This is a genomic window from Serratia sp. JSRIV002 (assembly GCF_019968725.1).
Classification (GTDB): Bacteria; Pseudomonadota; Gammaproteobacteria; order Enterobacterales; family Enterobacteriaceae; genus Chania; species Chania fonticola_B.
This window is the reverse complement of the sequence record NZ_CP074143.1, coordinates 3,403,929-3,420,932: the sequence shown is the minus strand read 5'-3', so window position 1 is coordinate 3,420,932 and position 17,004 is coordinate 3,403,929. Positions and strand designations below refer to the sequence as shown.

Sequence of the window (17,004 nt, the reverse complement as noted above, 5' to 3'; positions counted from 1 at the left end):
TTTGATGCGAATTAATGGAGTGCGATATAAGAAGATTCTTGATTGTTTCTTTCCTCATGAAGGATAGTTCGGTCTTAAATAGGTCGTTGCGCACCAAATGCAACATTATCTTTATCCTCTAGGTTTTTATTCTCTGATCCATAGCCTCCAGGCGATTCGACGTGTAGATTATTGGCCTGCCAAAGATCCTGGAGAACCTGAGAAACTTATGACTACCTTGTCATCGATCGCCGAACTTAACGACCTGACGCTGGATTTACCTCGCTTTGAACTGGCTCTGGAGCAGTTTGCACAACGGCTCCATCTTGAGCTGGCAACATTCAGCGCAGACCATATCTCGCTGCGTTGCCATCAGAACAGCACCGCCGATCGTTGGCGGCAAGGGTTACTGCAATGCGGATCGCTACTTTCGGAAACGATGATTAACGGCAGGCCGATTTGCCTGTTTGATCTCCATGAGCCGTTGAAGGTTGGCCCTTGGCAGATTGACTGTATCGAGCTGCCATACCCCGGTGAGAAGCGCTATCCGCATGAAGGATGGGAACATGTAGAGCTGGTGTTAAGCGGCGATCCCGCTACCCTGTATGCCCGCGCCCTGGAACATCTGCCTGACGAAGCCTTGCTGCTACCTGGCATCAAACTCAAGCAGAGCTCACCTAAAGGTGAGGGCGAACGCCTGGCCAATCCGACCTTGGCGATCAGCGATGGCAATGTCACCATCAAATTCCATCCGCATCATATTCGTGACATCGTGGCCAGTGAACGGGTGAAACCGTAGCGTGTCGTTTGTTGCCGATTTCGAATGGGGTGTCAGGGAGAAAAATGATGCGTTCGCGTTATTTATCCGACTTAACGCCGCCACTGTGACTGCGATCGATCCATTAATCAAAATTGAGTGCCATAGTTAGCACCTTGTGCCATTAAGACTTTTATCAGATTGTCATCCTGTGGCCTGTAGGGCGGCGGGTAAACGTTTGCTGTAGCATTTTTGACCGTTATCTGGGGGTAACAATAATGAAGCTGGAAGTTTGTTGCTATAGCGTCGACTGTGCCATGACAGCAGAGCATGCGGGCGCTGACCGCATAGAATTGTGTGCCAGTCAGAGTGAGGGCGGGTTGACGCCGAGCTTTGGATCGTTGCGGCTGGCTCGGGAGCGGGTAACGATACCCGTTCATCCAATAGTGCGGCCGCGCGGGGGCGATTTCTGCTACAGCGCCGTCGATTTCGAGATTATGAAGAACGACGTGGCGCAAATCCGCGAGATGGGTTTTGCCGGTGTGGTCATCGGCATGTTGGACGATGAAGGGCATATCGATCTTGCGCGGATGCGCGAGGTGATGAAATTAAGCGGTAATATGGCGGTGACCTTCCATCGCGCGTTCGATATGTGTCAAAACCCGATGGTGGCGCTGGAACAACTGACGCAGCTCGGCGTGGCGCGCATTCTGACCTCTGGGCAGCAGCAGAATGCCGAGTTGGGCTTACCGCTGTTACGCGACTTGGTGCATGCCAGCAACGGTCCGGTGATCATGGCCGGTGCCGGTGTCCGTTTGAGCAATATGCATAAGTTTGTGGATATCGGTATTCAGGAGTTGCATAGTTCGGCTGGGCATACGGTGCCTTCCACCATGCGTTACCGCAAGGCGGGTGTCACGATGTGTGCCGACAATGAGTTTGACGAATTCAGCCACTACTGCGTGGACGGGGAAACGGTAGAGGCGATGAAGAACGCGCTGGCCATGCTAACTCCTGTCGAATGAGATCGTAGGGAGCCGTATGCTGAGAGCGTTTAGCAATGGCCCAACGTTGTGAGCCTGGTTTGAAGCCCCGAATATTCGGGGCTTTTTGCATTTGTGCGCAAAAAAAGCCCTGAACAGGGTAGAGGTGCTCAGGGCAAACAGGTTCATACTTCTCTGGTGTTGGCGCGATACCAACACTTTAACTTTAGTTAACGATGAGCCACTGCCTTAAGTTTAAATGTTGATAAAATGTAACCGGCTGTTGTCGCTTATCGCAGACTCTCCACCCAGTGACAAATGGCCGAGAGTATTTGCACGGTGCCGCCGATATTGAATATGGCTGCAATCCCTATGCCGGTCATTATGGTCAGCAATGCCATCAACAGTCTGTCAACACCTCGCATTAATCACCCTTATGAATTTGTTGAGTTTTTCCAGTCTACTAAAAGCGTTCAGTCTTCAACGCTGAGCCTCGATAGGATTTCCCCACGATTGTATTGCCAGCGCTGACACACATGACAGGAGGCGACACGTTGATGTGTAGACGATACCGTTTGATGGTGCTGTTACTAAACAAGTTCAACCGCTTTTGGTCAGGAGGATACATGAGAGTTTATGTTGTGTGGTTAATGCTGGTTTGTTGTTCATTATCGGGCTGTGTTGCGGCCTATTATCGTTAACGGAGGAGGGGGAGATGCGTTATTTACTGATTGTCGGCCTTGTTATGTCGTTAACGGCCTGCGCAACGCTGTATTACAGGTGAGTGATGAGACATTTTATTATTTTGCTGGCATTGGCATTGAGTGGTTGCGTCTCGGTGTATGGGCCAACTAAAACCGGTAACCAGCCCGGCAGTGCGGCTGAAACTGCCGCTGGTGAGTCGACTGCTGGTGCGAAGCCCACCTTGATAGGCAACCGTAATCCGGATGAGCTGTTAACCCGTACTGAGGAAATTTTTGCGCAGAAAGGGCTAGAGGCCAAGGTTGTCGACCCGCATCTGGGGATCGTTGGCACGACGGGCAATGACGCTGAACTGGCCAGCCTGTATCTGACTTGTTCAGACCAGCCAGGGCCATCTAATCTGAATGTTACCTACCGGATCCTGGTGCAGATTTTTAGCGCCGGAGAAGGGACTAACGTGATGGTGCAAGTCAATGGCGTTGCGGGGCTGGTGGCGGGCGATGGCAACGATAAGGTCAAGCCCTTCGAATGTTCATCCAGCGGGGTGTTTGAAAAGGATCTGCTAGAGGCTTTGAGAAAATAACAAGGTAACTAAAAGGGCGTAGAATTGCTACGCCCTTACATAATGAGTCGGTTAAGGCTTACGGTTTTTTGGCGATCAGCACGGCGCGGATCGGTGCCGGGTAACCTTCAATCGTTTTGGTTGGATCCTGGGGATCGAGGAACTCGGCCAGTGACTCGCTGGTCATCCAGTCGGTGCGGCGCTGCTCTTCGGTGCTGGTTGGGCAGATATCGGCAATGCTGACGTCGACAAATCCGCATTTTTCCAGCCAGCACTTCAGCGCTTCGGCAGACGGAATAAAGTAGACGTTACGCATCTGCGCGTAGCGGTCGCCCGGCACCAATACCTGATGGCGATCGCCTGGCACGACCAGCGTTTCCAACACTAGCTCGCCCTCGGAAACCAGCTGGTTCTTCAACTGATACAGGTGATCCAGCGGGGAACGGCGGTGATAGAGCACGCCCATCGAGAAAACGGTGTCGAAAGCGGCCAACTCGGGCAGTTGTTCGATACCCAGCGGCAACACATGGGCGCGTTGATCGCCACCCAGCAGTTTTCGCACCGCTTCGAACTGGCACAGGAACAGCTGCATTGGATCGATACCGACCGCCAGATGTGCTCCAGCACCGACCATGCGCCACAGATGGTAACCGCTGCCGCAACCCACATCCAGGATGGTACGGCCAGCCAGCGGGGAAATATGCGGCAGCACGCGATCCCACTTCCAGTCGGAATGCCATTCGGTATCGATATCAATGCCGTAAAGCGAGAACGGCCCTTTACGCCACGGCATCAGCGTACGCAGCATTTTCTCAATGCCTTCGAGCTGGCCAGGTGACAGCGGTTGTTCCATCTCGGCACGTACGCCATGCAATAAATCCAACTGGGTCGGCGTCAGGGAAGGCAGGTGCTCTACCGAATTGAACCACTGCTTGAACTTGCCATGCAGCGATTCGCGCTGCCAGGCGGTGATTTGGGCCGGCAGCGTATCCAGCCAGTGGCTCAGCGGGCTTTTGGCGATGCGCTGGTAGAAGTCTCCAAACTCGATCATGCGGTTTCTCCTGATTTCAGGGCGATCAATGAGCCGAAGTTGAAGCATTGGAACCAGACTTCTGCATGTTCAAAACCGGCTTGCCGAAGGCGCGCTTTATGCGCTTCGACCGAGTCGGTCAGCATCACGTTTTCCAGCATGCTACGCTTTTGGCTGATTTCCAATTCGCTGTAGCCGTTGGCGCGTTTGAAATCATGGTGCATGTTGAACAACAGTTCACCGACGTCCGCATCCTCAAAGCTGAATTTCTCTGACAGCACCAAGGCACCGCCCGGACGTAGCCCGCGATAAACCTGTTCGAGCAGGCGCAGCCGGTCAGCCGGTTCAAGAAACTGTAGGGTGAAGTTCAGCACCACCATCGAGGCATTTTCGATGGTAATGTCTAAAATGTCCGCCTCAATGACGTCGACGGGCGTATCGGCGCGAAAAGCATCAAGATGGCGGCGGCAGCGCTCTACCATCGCGGGGGAATTATCGACCGCAATAATCTGACAACCTTCGACGCTGATGTTCCTGCGCATCGATAGCGTGGCCGCGCCGAGCGAGCACCCCAGGTCATACACCCGGCTGTGCGGCTGGACAAAACGTTCGGCCAGCATGCCAATCATCGAAATGATATTGGAGTAGCCCGGAACGGAACGCTGGATCATGTCTGGGAAGACTTCAGCAACGCGCTCGTCGAAGGTCCAGTCGCCCAGTTTGGCGATCGGGGCGGAAAAAAGAGTATCGCGGTTTGGCATAGCGGCAAATCAGGTCAGAATTCGAAGGGGCGTATACTAACAGAAAAGCGGCGCAGGCAGAAGCAGGCGGCGTGGCCGCCTGAACAGAGGGGATATCAGTGTAAACTAAAGATAATGTCCCACGGCAGATAAACGATATTGGCTATCACCATCAGTATCAAAGAAAGATAGGTAGCCGCCATACCCGAACGGCGCCAGCGGACTTCACGGTTACGTAAACCGTAGTAGTGAACCAGCCGGCCTGCCATCAGCAGCAAACCACACAGATGCACCATCCAGACTTCAGCACCGTTCATCTCCATGATCACCAACAGGATGGCGGCGATCGGGATGTACTCCACGGCGTTACCGTGTACGCGGATCGCGGTTTGCAGCTCGTAGAACCCACCGTCACCGTAGGCAACCCGGTACTGCATTCTCAACCTGACCACGTCAAAAGAGAGTTTGATCAACAACAATGCGCCAAGCACCACATAGAGCGCGCTTACCATTCTTAACTCCATTCGTAACCAAATCTGGCAACGAGCATCATAACTGCCATCCTCGCGGCTGTCGCGAGGAAATATCCGATAGGACCCATCAGATTAATAGGTTAAAACAAGGCTTCTTGCTCAGGCCAGTCCGGAGGCATCGCTAAATTCGGAATTATGCCGTGTAGCCCTTGCCAGATTTTCTGTGCCTGCTGAGGAGAATCGCTGTTATCTGGCGTGTGAATAAACAGATAAGGCTGATGTTGTTGCGCCCAGTCAGGCAGCCTCTGTTGCCATGAATCAAACCAGCGCTGATTGTCCGCCAGCACGTCACCGCCGATAAAGCGGATCAACGGGTTGTCAGCCGTTATCACTGCATGTACCGGCAGCTTGGGCTTTTTCTGCTGCGCATCGCGGATCGCTGGGCTGTGCGGTTTGGCATGGTGCAGCGGGCGGCTATCGAGGATGGTCCGGTTAATGCCGCGTTGGTGCAAACCCTGATTCAGTTGGCGCTCTGCGTCACCCTTGGCGAAAAATTCCAGATGACGGACCTCGACTCCGTAGGTGAACTCCGGCGGTAAGGCATCAAGAAATGCCCACAGAACACCCAGATGCTCGGGTGCAAAGGCGGCGGGCAACTGCAGCCACAGTTGTCCGATACGCCCTTCGAGGGGGCGCAGGCAGTCATAAAATGCCTTGATATCGGCCTCACAGCCACGCAGTGCTGCTTTATGGCTGATCGCTGACGGGAATTTAAAGCAAAAACGGAAATCATCGCCGGTCATATCGCGCCAGCGATGCACAATTTCCGCCTTTGGCAGGGCATAGAAGGTGGTGTTACCTTCCACGCAGTTGAAGTAGCGGCTGTAGTCTGCCAGATCGCGCAGGCCGATACGGTTCCAGGCTGGATGTTGCCATTGCGGTAGTCCGATATACATCAAACGCTCATCTTCCCTGTTTTACATTTTGGCAACAACGGTAGCGTCATCCTGCCTTGCTTTCAAGTGCCTAAAACTGCGTTCACCACCGCAACACCTGAGCTTGAGGCGGGTGGAGGTCAATGCAGGTTAGCCGACCGTTGAGCGCAGGGATGCGCGATACGAGCCTCCATGGACGGATTTACGGCGTGTCGGCGTCCTGCATGACTTCCACCTGTTACTCTTTATCAACAGCTAGATGAGCTTTTACAGCGCAGCAAGGATCTCACTGGTGCTACGCACACGGGCAATACGCGGGAAGATATTATCGAAGGCGAATTGGTGCATCTCGGCGCTGTAGGTGCTGCACATGTCTTCGGCGATCACCAACTCGTAGCCATGTTCCCAGGCCGCGCGCGCGGTAGACTCCACGCCAATATTGGTGGCGATACCGCCCAATACCACCGATTTGATACCCCGACGGCGCAGTTGCAGGTCCAGGTCGGTGCCATAGAATGCTCCCCATTGACGCTTGGTGATCAGCACATCGCTGTCTTGTACCACCAGCGCTTCGGGGAATTCCCACCAGGAGGCTGGCAGCCCGCCGACCGGAGACGGTGAAGGCTTATCTACCGGTTGCTTGAGCGCTTCGGCAAAGGAATCAGACCAGCCGACGCGCACCAGAAACACGGGGGCATTCAGCGCGCGGAAACGCCCTGCCAGATGGGCCGCATGGGTGACGACTTGGCTGGCACTGTGCGGACCAGCGGCGTAAGGTAGAATGCCGTTTTGCAGATCGATCAGGACCAGGGCGGTGGTTTGGGCATCAAGTTTCAACATTGGGAGCGTCTCTGGGTTAAAGTGGATTTAAGGTTGTGCTACCGGCTTTTGAAAGACGACGGAGACATAGGCTACGTGATAAAACTGCTGCCAGTTAATGGGAAATTTGTTAACCGATGTGTTGTTTGCTACCGCTAGGTGCGATTTAGCATTGCAACAATGCCGTGTTCGCTCTTATCTGGCGCATGAATTTCCTTTATAATGACCGCCTTTTTTCACCAATCTTTAATCCAGCGATCTATGCCGATTTATGAATATGCATGTGGCTCATGCCAACATCGATTAGAGAAACTACAAAAATTTTCCGACGCGCCGTTGACTCAATGTCCGGCGTGTGGGCAGCCCGCACTGACCAAGTTGATCTCTGCCAGCGGTTTCCAGTTAAAGGGCACCGGCTGGTATGCAACAGACTTCAAACCGGGTGATAAATAACAATTCGTCAGATAATAGCCGTGCGGAAACAGCAACTGCTGCCAACCTCCGGCCGAATCGGCTTAAGTCAAAAGGATAGCGTATGCGTACTGAATATTGCGGGCAGTTGAATCTGGCCCACGTCGGCCAGGAAGTCACTTTGTGTGGTTGGGTCAACCGCCGCCGCGATCTGGGTGGCCTGATCTTTATTGATATGCGTGACCGCGAAGGCATCGTGCAGGTGTTCTTCGATCCGGATCAGAAAGTGGCCTTCGACAAAGCCTTCGAACTGCGTAACGAGTTCTGCATCCAGATCGTCGGTACCGTGCGTGCGCGCCCGGAAAGCCAGGTCAACAAGGATATGGCGACTGGCGAAGTTGAGGTGTTCGCTCATCAGCTTGAGATCATCAACCGCTCTGAACCGCTGCCGTTAGACTCGAATCAGACCAACAGCGAAGAAGCGCGTCTGAAATATCGCTACCTGGATCTGCGTCGCCCGGAAATGGCCGACCGCCTGAAAACCCGTGCCAAGATCACCAGCTTTGTGCGCCGCTTTATGGACAGCCACGGTTTCCTGGATATCGAAACCCCAATGCTGACCAAAGCCACGCCGGAAGGTGCCCGTGACTATCTGGTACCAAGCCGCGTACATAAAGGTAAATTCTACGCGTTGCCACAGTCCCCACAGTTGTTCAAACAGCTGCTGATGATGTCTGGCTTCGACCGTTACTACCAGATCGTCAAGTGTTTCCGTGACGAAGACCTGCGCGCCGATCGCCAGCCGGAATTCACCCAGATCGACGTGGAAACCTCTTTCATGAGCGCCGAGCAGGTGCGTGAAGTGATGGAGCAACTGGTGCATGAACTGTGGCTGGACGTGAAGGGCGTCGATCTGGGTAAATTCCCAATCATGACCTTTGCCGAAGCGATGCGCCGTTTCGGTTCCGATAAGCCAGACCTGCGTAACCCGCTGGAGCTGGTGGACGTTGCCGACCTGGTTAAAGACGTTGAGTTTAAAGTGTTTTCTGGCCCGGCGAACGATGCCAAAGGCCGCGTGGCCGCGATTTGTGTTCCGGGTGGCGCGCAGCTGACCCGTAAGCAGATCGACGAATACGGCGCTTTCGTGAATATCTACGGTGCCAAAGGTTTGGCATGGCTGAAGGTTAACGATCGTGCTGCGGGTATGGAAGGCGTGCAAAGCCCGATTGCCAAATTCCTCAGTGCCGAAGTGCTGGAAGCGATCCTGGCGCGCACCAATGCGCAAACCGGCGACATTCTGTTCTTCGGTGCCGACAGCTTTAAAATCGTTACCGACGCCATGGGCGCGCTGCGCTTGAAAATCGGCCGCGATCTGGGCCTGACCAAGCTCGACAGCTGGGCACCGCTGTGGGTGGTCGATTTCCCAATGTTCGAAGAGGACGGCGAAGGTGGCCTGGCGGCGATGCACCATCCGTTTACCGCCCCGCGCGATATGAGCCCGGAAGAGCTGCAAAAAGATCCTACCTCAGCTATCGCCAATGCCTACGATATGGTGCTGAACGGCTATGAAGTGGGTGGTGGTTCCGTGCGTATTCACCGCAGTGAAATGCAGCAAACCGTCTTCGGTATTCTTGGCATCAACGAACAAGAACAACGTGAGAAGTTTGGCTTCCTGCTGGATGCGCTGAAGTACGGTACTCCTCCGCACGCCGGTTTGGCCTTCGGTCTGGATCGTCTGGTGATGTTGGTAACCGGTACCGAGAACATCCGTGATGTTATCGCTTTCCCGAAAACCACCGCGGCAGCCTGTCTGATGACCGATGCACCAAGCTTCGCCAACCCGGCTTCGTTGCAGGAACTGGCGATCAGCGTAGTGAAGAAAGCCTCAGCCGAACAAGAGAGCGAGTGATGAATTACAAGCGGCCCGAGTCTATTCTGGTGGTGATTTATGCAAAATCCAGTGGCCGGGTGCTGATGTTACAGCGGCGTGACGATACGGAGTTCTGGCAGTCGGTCACCGGCAGCCTTGAAGACGCCGAATCGCCGCCGCATGCCGCACAGCGCGAAGTCATGGAAGAGATTGGCATCGATATCGCAGCAGAGGGTCTGCCGTTGTTCGATTGCCAGCGCTGTGTGGAATTTGAACTCTTTGTCCATTTGCGACACCGCTATGCGCCGGGAACCACGCGTAATAAAGAGCACTGGTTCTGTCTGGCGTTACCTGATGAGCGCGATCCGGTCTTGACCGAACATCATGCTTACCAATGGCTTGAGGCGTCCGAGGCGGTCAAACTGACCAAGTCCTGGAGTAATCAGCAGGCGATTGAAGAGTTTGTGATCCATTCTGTCCAGTAGTTCTTTTTGGAGATATTTTTTATGGCAGGTCATAGTAAATGGGCCAACACCAAACACCGCAAAGCTGCACAAGATTCCAAACGCGGTAAGATTTTCACTAAAATTATCCGTGAGCTGGTGACTGCCGCCAAATTGGGCGGCGGCGATCCGGGTTCGAACCCGCGTCTGCGTGCGGCTATTGATAAAGCGCTGTCCAACAACATGACGCGCGATACCCTGAACCGTGCTATCGCCCGTGGCGTAGGCGGCGATGATGATACCAATATGGAAACCATCATCTATGAAGGTTACGGCCCTGGCGGCACTGCGGTAATGATCGAATGCCTGAGTGACAACCGTAACCGTACCGTGGCAGAAGTGCGCCATGCCTTCACCAAGTGTGGTGGCAACCTGGGTACCGACGGTTCCGTGGCCTATCTGTTCACCAAAAAAGGCGTGATCACCTATGCACCGGGTCTGGATGAAGACACGGTGATGGAAGCCGCATTGGAAGCGGGTGCTGAAGATATCCAGACCTATGACGACGGTGCCATTGACGTCTTCACCGCCTGGGAAAATCTGGGTGAAGTGAAAGACGCGTTGACCGCGGCAGGCTTTGAGGCAGACTCGGCGGAGGTTTCCATGATCCCGTCCACCAAAGCGGACATGGATGCTGAAACGGCGCCTAAGTTACTGCGCTTGATCGACATGCTGGAAGACTGTGACGACGTGCAGGAGGTTTACCATAACGGTGAGATCTCCGACGAGATCGCTGCAACGCTGTAATGCAGGTGAATGATGGCGTTGCCAACCGGCAACGCCAGGCAACAATCAATGCAGGGTGGTGGTAGCAATGGCGATCATACTGGGTATCGATCCCGGCTCGCGCGTCACCGGCTATGGCCTGATCCGCCAGCAGGGCCGCCAACTGACCTATGTTGCCAGCGGTTGTATTCGTACCGTGGTGGATGATATGCCAACGCGCCTGAAGCTGATTTATGCTGGCGTGAGCGAAATCATCACCCAGTTTCAACCGGACTTCTTCGCCATCGAACAGGTGTTTATGGCCAAGAACCCGGACTCGGCGCTGAAGTTGGGGCAAGCGAGGGGCGTGGCGATCGTTGCCGCCGTCAATCAAAACCTGGAAGTGTTTGAGTATGCGGCGCGCCAGGTGAAACAGACGGTGGTCGGTACCGGTGCGGCGGAAAAGTCTCAGGTGCAGCATATGGTTCGCTCACTGCTGAAGCTGTCTGCCAATCCTCAGGCGGATGCCGCGGATGCGTTGGCTATCGCCATTACCCACTGCCATCTCAGCCAGAACGTGCTGCGTATGAGTGAAGGGCGGTTGAATCTGGCGCGTGGGCGTTTACGTTAGGGGTCTGTAACGTAGAGGCTGCATGCTGGCCCGCCGAGGCATGGCCATTTTGTTATCGTTCGGAGGCTGGATATTCATCCAGCCTTTTTTATGGTATAAGCTGTATCAATACTGCGTGGCAGTGCGCCACGTACAGGGATCCATTCAGGAGGGGTAATGATAGGTCGTCTCAGAGGAATTATTCTGGAAAAGCAGCCACCGCTGGTGTTACTTGAAACCAATGGCGTCGGGTATGAAGTGCATATGCCGATGACCTGCTTTTACGAGCTGCCGGAACTGGGGCAAGAGGCTATCGTGTTTACCCAATTCGTGGTGCGTGAAGATGCACAGCTGCTGTATGGGTTCAATGATAAACAAGAGCGTGCGCTGTTCCGTGAGCTGATTAAAGTGAACGGCGTGGGGCCAAAACTGGCACTAGCGATCCTCTCCGGCATGTCTGCCCAGCAGTTTGTCAGCGCGGTGGAACGTGAAGAGATCACTACGTTGATCAAATTGCCAGGCGTGGGTAAGAAAACCGCCGAGCGTCTGGTCGTCGAAATGAAAGACCGCTTCAAAGGCCTGAACGGCGATCTGTTCAACAACAGCAGCGAAATCCCTCTACCGACCAGTGCGGCCAAAGCGGCGGAGATGGATATTGAAGCCGAAGCGGCCTCAGCACTGGTGGCCTTGGGCTATAAGCCGCAGGAAGCCAGCCGCATGGTCAGCAAGGTTGCCAAGCCGGGTGCGGATTGCGAGGCATTAATCCGCGAAGCATTACGTGCCGCACTGTAGGCCGGAAAGGGGTAGACCATGATTGAAGCCGACCGCCTGATCTCTGCCGAGCCGTTCAATGAAGAAGAGGTGCTGGATCGTGCGATCCGCCCTAAGCTGCTGACGGAGTACGTTGGCCAGCCGCACGTGCGTGAGCAGATGGAAATCTTTATTCAGGCTGCCAAACAGCGCGGCGATGCACTGGACCACCTGTTGATCTTCGGGCCGCCTGGGTTGGGTAAAACCACCTTGGCCAACATCGTGGCTAATGAGATGGGCGTTAACCTGCGTACCACTTCTGGTCCGGTGCTGGAAAAGGCTGGGGATCTGGCGGCAATGCTGACCAACCTGGAGCCCCATGACGTCCTGTTTATCGACGAAATCCACCGTCTTTCGCCGGTAGTGGAAGAGATCCTGTATCCAGCGATGGAAGACTATCAGTTGGATATCATGATCGGTGAAGGTCCGGCGGCGCGCTCAATCAAGCTCGACCTGCCACCGTTCACCCTGGTTGGAGCCACCACGCGGGCCGGTTCCTTGACCTCTCCATTACGCGATCGCTTTGGCATCGTGCAGCGTCTGGAGTTTTATCAGGTGGCCGATCTGGAGCATATCGTTTCCCGCAGTGCCAACTGCCTGGGGCTGGATCTGTCTCCCGATGGGGCGCATGAAGTGGCACGTCGCGCCCGTGGTACGCCGCGTATTGCCAACCGTCTGCTGCGCCGCGTGCGCGACTTTGCCGAAGTCCGTGCCAACGGAGTGATCAATGGTGAAGTGGCCATGCAGGCATTGGATATGCTGAACGTCGATGCGGAAGGTTTCGACTATATGGACCGCAAGCTGTTGCTGGCGATCATCGACAAGTTTACCGGTGGCCCGGTGGGGTTGGATAACCTGGCGGCGGCAATCGGTGAAGAGCGTGAAACGATAGAAGACGTGATCGAACCCTTCCTGATCCAACAAGGGTTTATTCAGCGTACTCCGCGTGGCCGAATGGCGACCAATCATGCCTATAAGCACTTTGGTATCGAGCGGGAAGAGAAGTAGCAATCCAGGAGTTACGCCAGGGGAGACCCTGGCGTAATGAGATCAAGCCTGCTGCTTTTTCGACAGGCTCAGTACAAACAGCACCGCAGCGCTTAACACTACCGAGGGCCCAGCTGGCGTATCGTAGAATGCCGAGAAGGTTAGCCCGCCGGTGACCGCAATTATCCCTATCAATACCGCATAACCGGCCATTTGTTCAGGAGTGCGGGCAAAACGCCGTGCGGTTGCGGCTGGGATAATCAGTAGCGACGTAATAATCAGCGCACCGACAAATTTCATGGCCAGCCCGATGGTCAAGGCGGTGACCAGCATTAAAATGGTGCGTGCGCGTGGCAGGTTAACGCCGTCGACATGAGCCATCTCCGGGCTGATGGTCATCGACAGCAGATCGCGCCATTGCCACCAGAGCACCAACAGCACAATCACCACGCCAGTACCGATCATCCAGATATCGCCGATCGTCACCGACAGCAAATCCCCAAACAGATAAGCCATCAGATCTACGCGCACGTTGGACATCAGTGCGACCACCACTAAACCCAGCGATAGCGCACTATGCGCCATAATGCCGAGCAGCGTATCGATCGACAACTGCGGGCGGCGCTCCAGCCAAACCAGCACCAGGGCTAACAGTAGCGTGACGGCAATCACGGCGTAAAACGGGTTGACGTCCAGCAATAAGCCGAAGGCAACGCCAAGCAGCGATGCATGTGCCAGCGTATCGCCAAAGTATGACATTCGGCGCCAGACCACAAAGGAACCCAACGGGCCCGCCGCCGCAGCCAGCAGCACACCGGCCAGCCAGCCGGGCAATAACAGTTCAATCATGCCTCACGGCCCCCGGTTTTTTTCAGCACAATTCTGCCTTGCAGGTCGTGACGGTGATTATGGTGATGGCGATAGATCGCCAACTGCTCAGCGCCCCGGTTACCGAACATGGCGATAAACTCCGGGTGCATTGACACCACTTCCGGTGTGCCAGAGCAGCAGATATGTTGGTTCAGGCACAGGACGTCGTCGGTTTTGGCCATCACCAGGTGCAGGTCATGGGAAACCATTAGCACCGCGCAGCCCAGCTCTTTGCGCAATTGGTCGATCAGGTCGTATAACGCCAACTGGCCGTTAACGTCCACACCTTGCGTGGGCTCATCCAGCACCAGCAACTGCGGTTGATTCAACAGCGCTCGTGCCAGCAACACCCGCTGGTTTTCGCCGCCGGACAGCTTTTGCATGGGCTGATCCAACAGGTGTGCGGCATGCACGCGTTTGAGCGCGGGCAAGATATCGGCCTTTTTCACCCCGGGTTTGAGCCGCATAAAGCGGTTGACGGTCAGGGGCAGGGTGGCATCGAGATGCAGCTTTTGCGGCACATAGCCAATGCGCAGCCCAGGCAGACGTTCCAGCGTGCCTTCCGTTGGGGCAATTAAGCCCAGCACTACGCGAACCAGCGTTGACTTGCCGGCCCCGTTAGGCCCGAGGAGCGTCAGAATACGACCCGGTTGCAGGTTAAGAGAGATATTTGTCAGTACCCGCCGGGTACCAAAAGAAACAGAGATATTTTTTAGCGTTGCCAGTGTAGACATATCGTGATTACATTTTGCAGAACTAACCGAATGTTATAATATCACGCTTCTTTGCTGAAAACGACGGGATTACTGATGATGGTACAGAAAAATAAATGGCTGCAACGCACTCTGCTGGCGACGGCTTTGGTAATGGCTGGCAATGCGACGGCCGCCGTAGTGACCTCTATCCGCCCGCTGGGCTTTATCGCATCCGCTATTGCTGATGGTGTAACACCTACCGAGATTTTATTACCGGACGGTGCCTCGCCTCATGACTTCGCCTTACGCCCGTCGGACATTCAGCGGCTGCGTAGCGCCGACCTGGTACTGTGGGTCGGACCAGATATGGAGGCTTTTCTGACCAAGTCCCTGACGCAGCTGCCCGCCAATAAGCAGTTGGCGATCGGTGAACTGCCTGCGGTACAGCCGTTGCTGATGAAAGGCGATGACGATCATGACCATGATCATGCAGACGAAGCGCATAGTCATGCGGATGGCGACGATGGACATGACCATCATCACGGTGACTATAATATGCACGTTTGGCTGTCGCCAGAGGTGGCAAAAGTGACCGCGATCGCGATTCACGACAGATTATTGGAACTTATGCCGCAAAAGAAGGACAAATTAGACGCAAACCTGCGCCAGTTCGAGGATCAGCTAGCGCAAACTGATAAAAATCTTGTTAAGATGCTAACGCCTGTGCAAGGTAAGGGATATTTTGTTTTTCATGACGCTTATGGCTACTTTGAAAAACACTTCGGCTTGAGCCCACTGGGCCATTTTACCGTTAACCCCGAAATTCAACCTGGCGCACAGCGTTTACACCAAATTCGAACACAGTTGGTTGAGCAGAAAGCAGTCTGCGTTTTTGCTGAGCCACAATTCAGACCGGCCGTAATTAATGCCGTTGCCAAGGGGACCAATGTGCGTTCTGGAACGCTGGACCCGCTGGGCACCGGCATCGCACTGGGGAAAGACAGCTACGGGAACTTCCTGACAGCGCTGTCCAACCAGTACGTGAGCTGCCTGAAGTAAAGATTATGAGGATATTATTGAGTGCAGAAGATAGTCCGAACTATCACTCTGGCGTATAACAACCTGCCTCGGCCCCATCGCGTAATGCTAGGGTCGTTGACAGTCGTTACGTTGGCCGTCGCTGTTTGGCGGCCTTCCGTTTATCACCCAGAACATAACCCTATCGTTAAAAGCGTCGAGTTGGAAGCCAACCAGTTAAGGGCATTACAGCCCGAAGCCAGTGAACCTATTGATGCCGACCAACCCACCCCCGATGATGACATCCCTGAGGATGAGCTGGACCAGAAGGTCGCCGGAGAGGAAGGTGTGCATGAATATGTGGTTTCTACCGGTGACACGCTAGGCAGTATTCTGACCCAGTACGGCATCGAAATGTCGGATGTCTCACTGCTGGCTTCGCAGAACCGCGATTTGCGTAACCTGAAAATCGGCCAGCAACTCTCCTGGACGCTTACCGAAGATGGCGATCTCAAGCGCCTGACCTGGGAAGTTTCACGCCGTGAAACCCGCACCTATGACCGTGTGGGCAATTCCTTTAAAGAAACCAAGGAAACTCAAAAGGGCGAATGGCGCAACAGCGTGCTGACCGGCAAGCTGAACGGCAGCTTTGTCAGCAGCGCCTCGGCGGCTGGCCTGAGCCGTGCCGAGATCAATGCGGTGATCAAAGCCCTGCAATGGCAGCTTGATTTTCGCAAGCTGCGCAAAGGCGATCAGTTCGCGGTGTTGATGTCGCGCGAAGAGTTTGACGGCAAGAGCGAGCAAAGCCAACTGTTGGGCGTGCGTATGCGCAGCAGCGGCAAAGACTACTTCGCCATCCGCGCCGATGACGGCAAGTTCTACGATCGTCAGGGTTCCGGGTTGGCGCGTGGCTTTATGCGTTTCCCGACCATGAAGCAGTTCCGTATTTCTTCCAACTTTAACCCACGCCGCGTAAATCCGGTGACCGGGCGCATTGCACCGCATAAAGGCGTCGACTTCGCCATGCCGGTCGGCACGCCAGTGTTGGCGGTGGGTGACGGTGAAGTGATGATCGCCAAACGCAGTGGCGCGGCAGGTAACTATGTGGCGATCCGTCATGGCCGCCAATATACCACGCGCTATATGCACTTGAAAAAGCTGTTGGTCAAGCCAGGGCAGAAGGTGAAACGTGGCGATCGCATTGCGCTTTCCGGTAACACCGGCCGCTCTACCGGCCCACATTTGCATTATGAAATGTGGACTAACCAGCAAGCGGTTAACCCATTGACGGCTAAGTTGCCTCGCTCGGAAGGGCTGATGGGGAAAGATCGCAGCGATTACCTGGCACAGGTGAAGGAAGTGGTGCCACAGCTGCAGCTGGATTAACCATCGCTATCCCTTATGATTTCCCATCGGCCTGATTTCGGGCCGATGTTTTTTTATTAATGCCTGCTCGAGATAACGATAGCTGCATTTTGTCAGTGAACGGTGCTGGTTTTAACCTGACTCACCCGCCTGACTGCAACTAGGTATATAGTTTATATCT

Annotated in this window: 19 protein-coding genes; 12 read left to right on the top strand and 7 right to left on the bottom strand. The window is 54.6% G+C overall.

Going from position 1 to position 17,004, the window contains the following annotated elements; translation table 11 throughout:
• Positions 1-208: 208 nt before the first annotated feature.
• The 3 genes from KGP26_RS16060 to KGP26_RS16050 all read left to right on the top strand — a co-directional run bounded on the left by KGP26_RS16060 (position 209) and on the right by KGP26_RS16050 (position 3,004).
• Complete coding sequence (locus KGP26_RS16060; protein ID WP_021806670.1) at positions 209-778, top strand: VOC family protein; 570 nt, start codon at positions 209-211, stop codon at positions 776-778.
• Positions 779-1,011: 233 nt separating this feature from the next.
• Entirely contained in the window at positions 1,012-1,761 is a 750-nt protein-coding gene (gene cutC, locus KGP26_RS16055; protein WP_037376006.1) for a copper homeostasis protein CutC, read from the top strand.
• 745 nt (positions 1,762-2,506) lie between these two features.
• Complete coding sequence (locus KGP26_RS16050; RefSeq protein WP_179253855.1) at positions 2,507-3,004, top strand: hypothetical protein; 498 nt, start codon at positions 2,507-2,509, stop codon at positions 3,002-3,004.
• 58 nt (positions 3,005-3,062) lie between these two features.
• Here KGP26_RS16050 and cmoB read toward each other — a convergent pair whose 3' ends face one another.
• The 5 genes from cmoB to KGP26_RS16025 all read right to left on the bottom strand — a co-directional run bounded on the left by cmoB (position 3,063) and on the right by KGP26_RS16025 (position 7,001).
• Positions 3,063-4,034 carry a tRNA 5-methoxyuridine(34)/uridine 5-oxyacetic acid(34) synthase CmoB gene (gene cmoB, locus KGP26_RS16045; RefSeq protein ID WP_021181137.1) on the bottom strand — a complete coding sequence of 324 codons (972 nt, stop codon included), beginning with the start codon at positions 4,032-4,034 and terminating at the stop codon, positions 3,063-3,065.
• Positions 4,031-4,774 (bottom strand): carboxy-S-adenosyl-L-methionine synthase CmoA, encoded by a 744-nt coding sequence (gene cmoA, locus KGP26_RS16040; RefSeq protein ID WP_021806664.1) that lies wholly within the window; start codon positions 4,772-4,774, stop codon positions 4,031-4,033. Before cmoA ends, cmoB begins: the two co-directional genes overlap by 4 nt.
• A gap of 95 nt (positions 4,775-4,869) precedes the next feature.
• Complete coding sequence (locus KGP26_RS16035; protein ID WP_021806663.1) at positions 4,870-5,265, bottom strand: MAPEG family protein; 396 nt, start codon at positions 5,263-5,265, stop codon at positions 4,870-4,872.
• A gap of 101 nt (positions 5,266-5,366) precedes the next feature.
• Positions 5,367-6,182, bottom strand: coding sequence for a DUF72 domain-containing protein (locus KGP26_RS16030; RefSeq protein ID WP_021806662.1), 816 nt, complete (start codon positions 6,180-6,182; stop codon positions 5,367-5,369).
• A 246-nt stretch (positions 6,183-6,428) separates the two neighbouring features.
• The gene (locus KGP26_RS16025; RefSeq protein WP_223664276.1) at positions 6,429-7,001 is read right to left on the bottom strand and encodes a hydrolase; all 573 of its coding nucleotides are present in this window, start codon (positions 6,999-7,001) and stop codon (positions 6,429-6,431) included.
• 201 nt (positions 7,002-7,202) lie between these two features.
• Here KGP26_RS16025 and KGP26_RS16020 point away from each other — a divergent pair, with 201 nt between their 5' ends.
• From KGP26_RS16020 to ruvB, 7 genes are all read left to right on the top strand, one after another.
• A complete protein-coding gene (locus tag KGP26_RS16020) occupies positions 7,203-7,433 on the top strand; it encodes an FmdB family zinc ribbon protein (protein ID WP_021181142.1) in 231 nt (76 codons plus the stop codon).
• An 82-nt stretch (positions 7,434-7,515) separates the two neighbouring features.
• Entirely contained in the window at positions 7,516-9,300 is a 1,785-nt protein-coding gene (gene aspS / locus KGP26_RS16015) for an aspartate--tRNA ligase (RefSeq protein WP_021806659.1), read from the top strand.
• The gene (gene nudB, locus KGP26_RS16010; RefSeq protein ID WP_021181144.1) at positions 9,300-9,746 is read left to right on the top strand and encodes a dihydroneopterin triphosphate diphosphatase; all 447 of its coding nucleotides are present in this window, start codon (positions 9,300-9,302) and stop codon (positions 9,744-9,746) included. Before aspS ends, nudB begins: the two co-directional genes overlap by 1 nt.
• 21 nt (positions 9,747-9,767) lie before the next feature.
• Positions 9,768-10,511: a YebC/PmpR family DNA-binding transcriptional regulator gene (locus KGP26_RS16005; protein WP_021181145.1), complete on the top strand. Its 744-nt coding sequence runs from the start codon at positions 9,768-9,770 to the stop codon at positions 10,509-10,511.
• Positions 10,512-10,578: 67 nt separating this feature from the next.
• Positions 10,579-11,100: a crossover junction endodeoxyribonuclease RuvC gene (gene ruvC / locus KGP26_RS16000; protein WP_021181146.1), complete on the top strand. Its 522-nt coding sequence runs from the start codon at positions 10,579-10,581 to the stop codon at positions 11,098-11,100.
• Positions 11,101-11,256: 156 nt separating this feature from the next.
• On the top strand, positions 11,257-11,871 hold the full coding sequence (ruvA, locus tag KGP26_RS15995) for a Holliday junction branch migration protein RuvA (protein WP_094981360.1): 615 nt from the start codon (positions 11,257-11,259) through the stop codon (positions 11,869-11,871).
• A gap of 18 nt (positions 11,872-11,889) precedes the next feature.
• Positions 11,890-12,897 (top strand): Holliday junction branch migration DNA helicase RuvB, encoded by a 1,008-nt coding sequence (gene ruvB, locus KGP26_RS15990; protein ID WP_021806657.1) that lies wholly within the window; start codon positions 11,890-11,892, stop codon positions 12,895-12,897.
• Positions 12,898-12,939: 42 nt separating this feature from the next.
• On the opposite strand, the gene znuB is transcribed toward ruvB, so the two are convergent.
• Positions 12,940-13,725 carry a zinc ABC transporter permease subunit ZnuB gene (gene znuB / locus KGP26_RS15985; RefSeq protein WP_021181150.1) on the bottom strand — a complete coding sequence of 262 codons (786 nt, stop codon included), beginning with the start codon at positions 13,723-13,725 and terminating at the stop codon, positions 12,940-12,942.
• A complete protein-coding gene (znuC, locus tag KGP26_RS15980) occupies positions 13,722-14,480 on the bottom strand; it encodes a zinc ABC transporter ATP-binding protein ZnuC (protein WP_021181151.1) in 759 nt (252 codons plus the stop codon). Before znuC ends, znuB begins: the two co-directional genes overlap by 4 nt.
• Before the next feature lie 78 nt (positions 14,481-14,558).
• On the opposite strand from znuC, the gene znuA reads away from it, so the two are divergent.
• Together znuA and mepM are read left to right on the top strand one after the other, a co-directional pair.
• Positions 14,559-15,500, top strand: a complete 942-nt coding sequence (gene znuA / locus KGP26_RS15975; RefSeq protein ID WP_059202041.1) for a zinc ABC transporter substrate-binding protein ZnuA — start codon at positions 14,559-14,561, stop codon at positions 15,498-15,500.
• A 21-nt stretch (positions 15,501-15,521) separates the two neighbouring features.
• Positions 15,522-16,844, top strand: a complete 1,323-nt coding sequence (gene mepM, locus KGP26_RS15970; protein ID WP_223664274.1) for a murein DD-endopeptidase MepM — start codon at positions 15,522-15,524, stop codon at positions 16,842-16,844.
• Positions 16,845-17,004 lie beyond the last annotated feature (160 nt).

Excerpts from the sequence above, each read along its gene's own strand:
- KGP26_RS16060 (WP_021806670.1), top strand. The coding sequence starts at position 209 with ATGACTACCTTGTCATCGATCGCCGAACTTAACGACCTGACGCTGGAT.
- KGP26_RS16050 (WP_179253855.1), top strand. The coding sequence starts at position 2,507 with ATGAGACATTTTATTATTTTGCTGGCATTGGCATTGAGTGGTTGCGTC.
- cmoB (WP_021181137.1), bottom strand. The coding sequence starts at position 4,034 with ATGATCGAGTTTGGAGACTTCTACCAGCGCATCGCCAAAAGCCCGCTG.
- cmoA (WP_021806664.1), bottom strand. The coding sequence starts at position 4,774 with ATGCCAAACCGCGATACTCTTTTTTCCGCCCCGATCGCCAAACTGGGC.
- KGP26_RS16035 (WP_021806663.1), bottom strand. The coding sequence starts at position 5,265 with ATGGTAAGCGCGCTCTATGTGGTGCTTGGCGCATTGTTGTTGATCAAA.
- KGP26_RS16030 (WP_021806662.1), bottom strand. The coding sequence starts at position 6,182 with ATGTATATCGGACTACCGCAATGGCAACATCCAGCCTGGAACCGTATC.
- KGP26_RS16025 (WP_223664276.1), bottom strand. The coding sequence starts at position 7,001 with ATGTTGAAACTTGATGCCCAAACCACCGCCCTGGTCCTGATCGATCTG.
- KGP26_RS16020 (WP_021181142.1), top strand. The coding sequence starts at position 7,203 with ATGACCGCCTTTTTTCACCAATCTTTAATCCAGCGATCTATGCCGATT.
- aspS (WP_021806659.1), top strand. The coding sequence starts at position 7,516 with ATGCGTACTGAATATTGCGGGCAGTTGAATCTGGCCCACGTCGGCCAG.
- nudB (WP_021181144.1), top strand. The coding sequence starts at position 9,300 with ATGAATTACAAGCGGCCCGAGTCTATTCTGGTGGTGATTTATGCAAAA.
- KGP26_RS16005 (WP_021181145.1), top strand. The coding sequence starts at position 9,768 with ATGGCAGGTCATAGTAAATGGGCCAACACCAAACACCGCAAAGCTGCA.
- ruvC (WP_021181146.1), top strand. The coding sequence starts at position 10,579 with ATGGCGATCATACTGGGTATCGATCCCGGCTCGCGCGTCACCGGCTAT.
- ruvA (WP_094981360.1), top strand. The coding sequence starts at position 11,257 with ATGATAGGTCGTCTCAGAGGAATTATTCTGGAAAAGCAGCCACCGCTG.
- ruvB (WP_021806657.1), top strand. The coding sequence starts at position 11,890 with ATGATTGAAGCCGACCGCCTGATCTCTGCCGAGCCGTTCAATGAAGAA.
- znuB (WP_021181150.1), bottom strand. The coding sequence starts at position 13,725 with ATGATTGAACTGTTATTGCCCGGCTGGCTGGCCGGTGTGCTGCTGGCT.
- znuC (WP_021181151.1), bottom strand. The coding sequence starts at position 14,480 with ATGTCTACACTGGCAACGCTAAAAAATATCTCTGTTTCTTTTGGTACC.
- znuA (WP_059202041.1), top strand. The coding sequence starts at position 14,559 with ATGGTACAGAAAAATAAATGGCTGCAACGCACTCTGCTGGCGACGGCT.